This window comes from Pseudorhodobacter sp. (assembly GCF_030452865.1).
In the GTDB taxonomy this organism is placed as follows: Bacteria; Pseudomonadota; Alphaproteobacteria; order Rhodobacterales; family Rhodobacteraceae; genus Pseudorhodobacter.
This window is the reverse complement of the sequence record NZ_JAKDLJ010000170.1, coordinates 1-7,349: the sequence shown is the minus strand read 5'-3', so window position 1 is coordinate 7,349 and position 7,349 is coordinate 1. Positions and strand designations below refer to the sequence as shown.

The 7,349-nt window shown below is 60.3% G+C and carries 7 protein-coding genes; 5 read left to right on the top strand and 2 right to left on the bottom strand.

What is annotated here, in order from left to right; translation table 11 throughout:
* The 3 genes from L0H65_RS11045 to L0H65_RS11035 all read left to right on the top strand — a co-directional run.
* A partial coding sequence (locus L0H65_RS11045) for a DapH/DapD/GlmU-related protein (protein WP_301459011.1) occupies nucleotides 1–872 on the top strand: 872 nt, incomplete at its 5' end.
* Nucleotides 873–2,687 (top strand): glutamine--fructose-6-phosphate transaminase (isomerizing), encoded by a 1,815-nt coding sequence (gene glmS, locus L0H65_RS11040; protein ID WP_301459009.1) that lies wholly within the window; start codon nucleotides 873–875, stop codon nucleotides 2,685–2,687.
* A complete protein-coding gene (locus L0H65_RS11035; RefSeq protein WP_301459008.1) occupies nucleotides 2,684–3,364 on the top strand; it encodes a DNA alkylation repair protein in 681 nt (226 codons plus the stop codon). The genes glmS and L0H65_RS11035 overlap by 4 nt, the downstream gene beginning before the upstream one ends.
* 100 nt (nucleotides 3,365–3,464) lie before the next feature.
* Here L0H65_RS11035 and moaA read toward each other — a convergent pair whose 3' ends face one another.
* Complete coding sequence (gene moaA, locus L0H65_RS11030) at nucleotides 3,465–4,469, bottom strand: GTP 3',8-cyclase MoaA (RefSeq protein ID WP_301459007.1); 1,005 nt, start codon at nucleotides 4,467–4,469, stop codon at nucleotides 3,465–3,467.
* 175 nt (nucleotides 4,470–4,644) lie between these two features.
* On the opposite strand from moaA, the gene L0H65_RS11025 reads away from it, so the two are divergent.
* Nucleotides 4,645–5,022: a hypothetical protein gene (locus L0H65_RS11025; protein WP_301459005.1), complete on the top strand. Its 378-nt coding sequence runs from the start codon at nucleotides 4,645–4,647 to the stop codon at nucleotides 5,020–5,022.
* On the top strand, nucleotides 5,012–6,625 hold the full coding sequence (locus tag L0H65_RS11020) for an AMP-binding protein (protein ID WP_301459003.1): 1,614 nt from the start codon (nucleotides 5,012–5,014) through the stop codon (nucleotides 6,623–6,625). Before L0H65_RS11025 ends, L0H65_RS11020 begins: the two co-directional genes overlap by 11 nt.
* Before the next feature lie 62 nt (nucleotides 6,626–6,687).
* Here the strand turns inward: L0H65_RS11020 and L0H65_RS11015 are convergent.
* Nucleotides 6,688–7,349: amidohydrolase (locus L0H65_RS11015; RefSeq protein ID WP_301459001.1), on the bottom strand; the 662-nt coding region annotated here is incomplete at its 5' end.

The following is a 7,349-nucleotide window of genomic DNA, read 5'->3' as shown; positions in this document are numbered from 1 at the left end:
AACGCACCGTAACGCTTTGTAACTCTGGCGTTATATGCGCGGATACGTCAGTGCTGTTCGATCTGGTCGGCCAGATCGGCAACGACAATGCCGCGGGTGAATACTACCTCACCGATATCGTCGAACTCGCCCATGCCAAGGGACTTTCGGCAGGCGTCGTAAGATGTGATGAGAGCGAAACGCTGGGCATCAACACACGGACGGAACTGAGCGCGGCGGAAGCCGCCTTTCAGGCGCGGATGCGGGCGGAGGCATTGGAGAACGGCGTCACCCTCGCCGACCCTGCCACGGTTTACTTCGCCCTCGACCCCGTGATCGGGCGCGACAGCAGCATCGGCCCGAATGTGGTATTCGGCCCCCGCGTCACGGTTGAATCCGGCGTGGAAATCAAGGCATTCTGCCATCTCGAAGGCTGCCACATCAGCCGGGGCGCAGTCGTCGGCCCCTTTGCGCGACTGCGTTCCGGTGCGGAACTGGCAGAGGATGTGCATGTCGGCAATTTTGTGGAAATCAAGAATGCGGTGCTCGACGAAGGGGTGAAAGTCGGCCATCTGACCTATCTCGGCGATGCCCATGTCGGCGAACACAGCAATATCGGCGCGGGCACCATCACCTGCAACTATGACGGCGCCAACAAACACCGCACGGTGATCGGCGCGCGCAGTTTCATCGGCTCCAACACGATGCTGATCGCCCCGGTCCATATCGGCCGCGACGCCATGACCGCCTCCGGTTCGGTTATAACCGACGATGTTCCGGCCGAGGCGCTGGCGGTCGCGCGCGGCAAACAGACCAACATGCCCGGTCTCGCGGTGAAGTTGATGGAGCGGTTTCGCAAGATCAAGGCGGATCGCCAGAAAGGCAAAAGTTAAATGTGTGGGATCATTGGCGTTCTCGGCAAACATGAAGTCGCGCCACTTCTCGTCGAGGCCCTGAAACGGCTGGAATATCGCGGCTACGACAGCGCCGGGATTGCAACGGTGAACAATGGCACCCTCGGGCGGCGGCGCGCGGTCGGCAAACTGGTGAACCTGTCCGACTTGCTGGTCCATGATGCGCTGCCGGGCAAATCCGGCATCGGCCACACCCGCTGGGCCACTCATGGCGCGGCCACCGTGGCAAACGCCCACCCACATCAGGCCGGCAAGGTCGCGGTCGTCCACAATGGGATTATCGAGAACTTCAAGGAGTTGCGCGACCAACTCGCCGCCGCAGGCTACAGTTTTGAATCGCAAACTGATACGGAAACCGTGGCGATCCTGACCCGCTCCCACCTCGACGCCGGAATGACCCCGGTGGAGGCCGCGCGCGAAACCCTTGGCCGGTTGCGCGGCGCCTTTGCGCTGTGTTTCCTGTTTGAGGGCGAGGATGACCTCATTATCGCGGCGCGCAAAGGTTCCCCCCTCGCCATCGGGCATGGTGAGGGCGAGATGTTCGTCGGTTCCGACGCCATTGCGCTTGCGCCCATGACCGATCAGGTGACTTATCTGGAGGAAGGCGATTGGGCCGTCGTTACCCGCCAAGGCGTTGAAATTTTTGACGAAAGCAACCGCCGCGCCAACCGCGCGACGACGCGGATCGCGCTTGAAAACACCCGGATCGAAAAGGGTGGATACAAGCATTTCATGGCCAAGGAAATCGCCGAGCAACCGGTGGTGCTTGCGGATGCGATCAAGAACGCCGTGTCCGGTGGCGCGCTGAACCTGCCGCCGGAGGTCGATTTCACCGGGGTCGAGCGGCTGACGATGGTCGCTTGCGGCACTGCCTATTATGCCTGCGTCGTGGCGAAATACTGGTTTGAGCAACTCGCGGGCCTGCCGGTGGAAGTCGATGTCGCCTCGGAATTCCGCTACCGCGAACCACCACTTTCGCCAAATTCCTGGGCGGTTTTCGTCAGCCAGTCGGGGGAAACCGCCGATACTCTGGCGGCCTTGCGCTATTGCAGCGAAAAAGTTGCCAAGATTGTTGCGGTGGTCAATGTCCGAACTTCCTCCATCGCGCGGGAGTCGGATATTGCACTGCCGATCCGCGCCGGGGTAGAGGTCGGTGTCGCCTCGACCAAGGCCTTCACCTGTCAGTTGACCATGCTGGCGCTGTTGGCGCTGAAAGCCGCCAAGGATCGCGGGCGATTGAGCGATGCGCAACTGGACCAGCATATAACCGACCTTTCCTCCCTGCCCGGCCTGATCAACCAGGCGATGCGCATCGCGCCGCAGGTGGCGGAGATTGCCGAGGAACTGTCACAGGCCCAAGACATCCTGTTTCTTGGACGCGGGCCGCTCTATCCTTTGGCACTTGAAGGCGCGCTGAAACTCAAGGAAATCAGCTATATCCATGCCGAAGGATATGCCAGTGGCGAGTTGAAGCACGGCCCCATCGCCCTGATCGACGCACAGGTTCCGGTGATCGTGATGGCCCCGCGCGACGCGCTGTTCGAAAAAACCGTGTCGAATATGCAAGAGGTGATGGCGCGTCACGGCAAGGTGCTGCTGCTGTCCGATGCCGCCGGCATTGCAGAGGCGGGCGCGGGCTGCTGGCACACGATCGCGATGCCGGCCGTGCCGGATTTCCTCGCGCCGATCCTCTATGCGATCCCGGCGCAACTCTTGGCTTACCACACAGCGATTGCCAAAGGCACCGATGTTGATCAGCCGCGCAATCTCGCGAAATCGGTGACCGTGGAATGACGCCTGAAACCGCGATTGCTGCGATTGCCGCCCTGTCGCAACCTGGAAAAGCCGAACAGATGGCCGCGTATCACAAGGCAGAGCGGCGCTATCTTGGCACTGCGAATCCCGATATCGACGCCTTGTGCAAGAAATGGCGCGCTGATCTGACCATTGACGACCGGCTCGCCCTCTGCGTCGGGCTTTGGAACAGCAATATCCATGAAGCGCGCATTGCGGCGGCAAAACTGCTGACCCAAGCGCGGATCCGCCCCGATGACAGCGCTGCCTGGGATCTGATCTGCGCCTGGGTGCCGGAGTTTGATGCCTGGGCGATTGCCGATCACGTCTGCAAAGCCGCGGAAAAACGCCTGATCGGCGCCCCTTCGCGGCTCGACACGGTCGAAGGCTGGACCCAAAACTCGCTGATGTGGCCGCGCCGCGCCGCCCTCGTCGCCACCCTGCCCTTTGCCCGCCTCAATCACCTCAAACCGCCCGAGACGGAAGCGCGTGAACGCATTCTGACCTGGGCTGCATCCTACCTCGGTGACAAGGATTGGTTCATCCAGAAAGCCGTGGCCTGGTGGCTGCGCGATCTATCCAAGCATGACCCACGTCGCACAGAGGCGTTTCTTGCCGAATACGGCGATCTGATGAAACCTTGGGCGCGCAAAGAGGCCGGACAATACCTGCCATAGGCGCGCACTTTCAAGGAAGGCACAAAACCGTCCCCTGTTTTCATCTGTTCAAAAATATCCCCGCCGGAGGCATGATTTTTTACAAAAAAAATCAACATCTTCATCCGCCGGTATGGCTCATGTGCCGGGTCATTTGTCCGTCCACCTTCTGGCGCGAATAATCAAAATCATGGCCCTTGGGTTTGCGCGCAATCGCCGCCCGGATTGCGTTTTCCAACAAGCCATCTTCCGCGCTCGCCCGCAAAGGCGCCCGCAAATCAGCCATATCCTCCTGCCCCAGACACATATAAAGTTCCCCCGTGCAGGTCAGCCGCACGCGGTTGCAGCTTTCACAGAAATTATGTGTCAGCGGTGTAATGAATCCGATCTTCTGCCCGGTTTCCTCCAGCCGCACATAGCGTGCCGGGCCGCCGCTGCGCTCCGCAAGATCGGTCAGCGTGAATCGCTCGAACAAACGTGCGCGCAGATCGCGCATCGACCAGTATTGATCCAAACGGTCCTCATTGCCCAGATCGCCCATCGGCATCACTTCGATAAAGGTCAGGTCATGATCTTCCTGCGCGCACCAATCGACAAGGCCGAACAACTCGTCCTCGTTAAAACCTTTCAGCGCCACGACGTTGATCTTGACCCGCAACCCTGCCTCTTTCGCCGCCTCGATCCCGTCCAGCACCTGCGCCAGCCGGCCCCAACGGGTGATTTGCGCAAATTTCGCCGCATCCAATGTGTCCAGCGACACATTGATCCGCCGCACGCCACAAGCCGCCAGATCCCGCGCATATTTGCGCAACTGGCTGCCATTGGTTGTCAGCGTCAACTCCTTCAACGCGCCACTGCGCAGATGGCGCGAGATGGAGTCGAAAAAGGTCATGATCCCTTTGCGCACCAAGGGCTCACCGCCGGTGATGCGCAGCTTTTCGACGCCAAGGGAAATGAAGCTGGAACACATCCGATCCAGTTCCTCCAGCGTTAGCAGTTCGGCCTTTGGCAGAAAACTCATGTGTTCCGACATGCAGTAAACACAACGAAAATCACAACGGTCCGTCACGGAAACCCGAAGGTAACTGATGGGGCGGGCGAATGGGTCGATCAATGATGCGGTCATACCCCGAAGTTAGGACTCCGCGCCGACGCATGCAAGACCATTGAAAGCCAAATCAAGCGGCGGTATCGTCGCAGGCATGATGAAAACACACGCCCTCCTGATCCCGGTTCTGTTGCTTTGCGGCTGCGCCAATCTGCCATTTTCCAAGGGCAGCGCAATGCAGCCAGCAGAATCAATGACACAACGCCCGCAGGCGCGTCCTTTGTCGGAAGGGCTCAAAGCCCCGCCTGCCGGTGCGCGCACCGCCGCAGCGCTCGATACCACCACCGCTGCGCAAAAGGCCGCAGCACTCGCCGCCCCGCCACAGCCCGCGGGTGAACGCGAATTGGGCAAGACCGCAGTTGCCTTGGGCAATGTGACAGAGCCGGGGTTCTGGCTCCGCTCCGCGCTGGTGAAATCGGCCGGGCCGGGACGTGTGGTCACTGCAGCCGGTGGGTCCATTGCGGTTGATCTTATTCCCGGCGACGGCTCGGCACAGCTTTCGCTTGCCGCATTCCGTGCCTTGAACCTGCCGCTGACCGGGCTGCCGGAGGTGACTATCTTTGCCCGCTGACCGCAGGCTCTTTGCGACGCGCGGCACCTGGTCCGAGATGCGCGCAGGCTTCAACTGGCATTGGGCTGCGGATTTCAACATCGCGCAGGCCTGTTGCGATGATTGGGCAGCAGATGCGCCCGACCGGGTGGCACTGATTGATGTGACGGACACCGGCACGCGCGACTGGACCTATGGCCAGTTGAAAGACGCCTCCGACCGGCTGGCCAATGTGTTTGCCGCCGCCGGGATTGTAAAGGGTGACCGCGTGGCGGTGCTGCTGTCGCAATCGGCAGAGGTGCCGATCGTGCATTTCGCGGCGATGAAACTGGGCGCGATCGCACTGCCGCTGTTCACGCTGTTTGGCGAGGAAGCGCTGCTTTACCGTTTGGGCGATTCCGGGGCCGCCGCAGTGGTGACCGATGCAGAAAGCCTGAACAAAGTTCTGAACATTCGAGCAGAACTCCCTGATCTCAAGTCTATTTTCTGCACGTCACCGGCGAATGACGCGCAAGACCTTTGGGCCGCGATTGCCGCGGCCAATCCGGATTTAACCCGCACGGCGACGACTGCCGAAGACCCGGCGGTGATGATCTACACCTCGGGTACGACTGGCCCACCCAAAGGCGTGCTGCATGCCCATCGCTTCCTGATCGGGCATTTGCCCAGCATGGAACTGACGCATGAAGGCTTTCCGCAAGCCGGTGACAAGGGTTGGACCCCTGCGGATTGGGCCTGGATCGGTGGTTTGATGGATATGGCGATGCCCTGCCTCTACTACGGCGTGCCGCTGGTTGCGCATAGGATGCGCAAGTTTGACCCTGCGGCAGCCTATGTTTTGATCAGAACGCAAGATATCCGCAACCTGTTCCTGCCGCCCACCGCATTGAAACTGATGCGCGCCGCAGCGACTCCGACCGGGCTTTCCATCCGGTCAGTATCCTCGGGCGGTGAAAGCCTTGGGGCGGAAATGCTGCAATGGGGCGAAACGTCCCTCGGCGCGCCGATCAATGAGCTTTACGGCCAAACCGAGTGCAATCTCTGCGTGACGCAGGCGGCAGGTTTCATGGCGGTGAAACCCGGCACGATGGGCCAACCACTGCCGGGCTTTGACATCGCGATCCGCGATGAGGCAGGAAAGGATTGCGAACCGGGGGAGATGGGGGAGATTTGCATCCACAAAACTGCCGCCACGATGTTCCTGCGCTATTGGAACCAACCGGAAAAGACCGCAGCCAAGTTTGACGGTGATTGGTTGCGCACCGGCGATCTGGGGCGATGGGACGAGGATGGCTATATCACCTATCTGTCGCGCGACGATGACGTGATCACTTCCTCCGGATATCGCATCGGGCCGAGCGAAATCGAGAATTGCCTCATGGGCGATGCCGATGTGGTGATGGCAGCGGCGGTCGGCTTGCCCGATCCGATCCGCACCGAAAGCGTGTGTGCCTTCGTCATCCTGCGCGACGGTGCGTCGGAAGAAGGGGCAGCGGAGCGGTTGATTGCCCGCGTCCGCGCCAGAATCAGCCCGCATGTCGCACCGCGCAAGGTGGTGTTTGTCACGGAACTGCCAATGACAACAACGGGCAAGGTGATGCGCCGCGCATTGCGCAGTTCCTGAACGGACTCCGATTCTTCTGCGAAAATTCTAATTTTTCGCAGAAGAATCGAGCGCGCCTGATTTCAGGCCGCTGGCATCCGCGCCTCGATCATTCCGGCGTACCAACTGGAGCCAAAGGGAATCGCATTGTCGTCAAAATTATACGCCGGGTGATGCACCATCGCGGTATCGCCATTGCCAAGGAAGATATAGGCACCCGGACGTTCATTCAGCATATAGCTGAAATCCTCCGCCCCCATCAAAGGCGCGGTATCGGTGTTGACCTTGCCCGCAATTCCCTTCGCCACCTCCGCCGCGAAGCCGGTGTTTTCCTCGGAATTCACCGTTGCCGGATAGCCGCGTTGAAAATTCACCACCGCCGTTGCGCCAAAGGCCGCGGCCATCTGCACCGGCAACTCCTGCATCCGCGCCTCTACCTGGTCCTGAACGCCCGCATCAAACGTCCGCACGGTGCCTTTCAAAACCACGGTTTGCGGGATCACGTTATGGGCATTGCTGTCAGTGGAGATGGCGCAAGTCGACACCACAATCTGTTTCAGAGGGTCGACATTGCGTGAGGCAATGCTTTGTAAAGCCACGATAATATGCGACGCAACCAGCAGCGTATCAATGCATTCGTGCGGCTTGGCAGCGTGGCCACCCTTGCCGGTCACTGTGATTTCGAACTGGTCCGCTGCCGCCATCATCGGGCCGGGCCGAATCTCGAACTGGCCAACTGGAATGC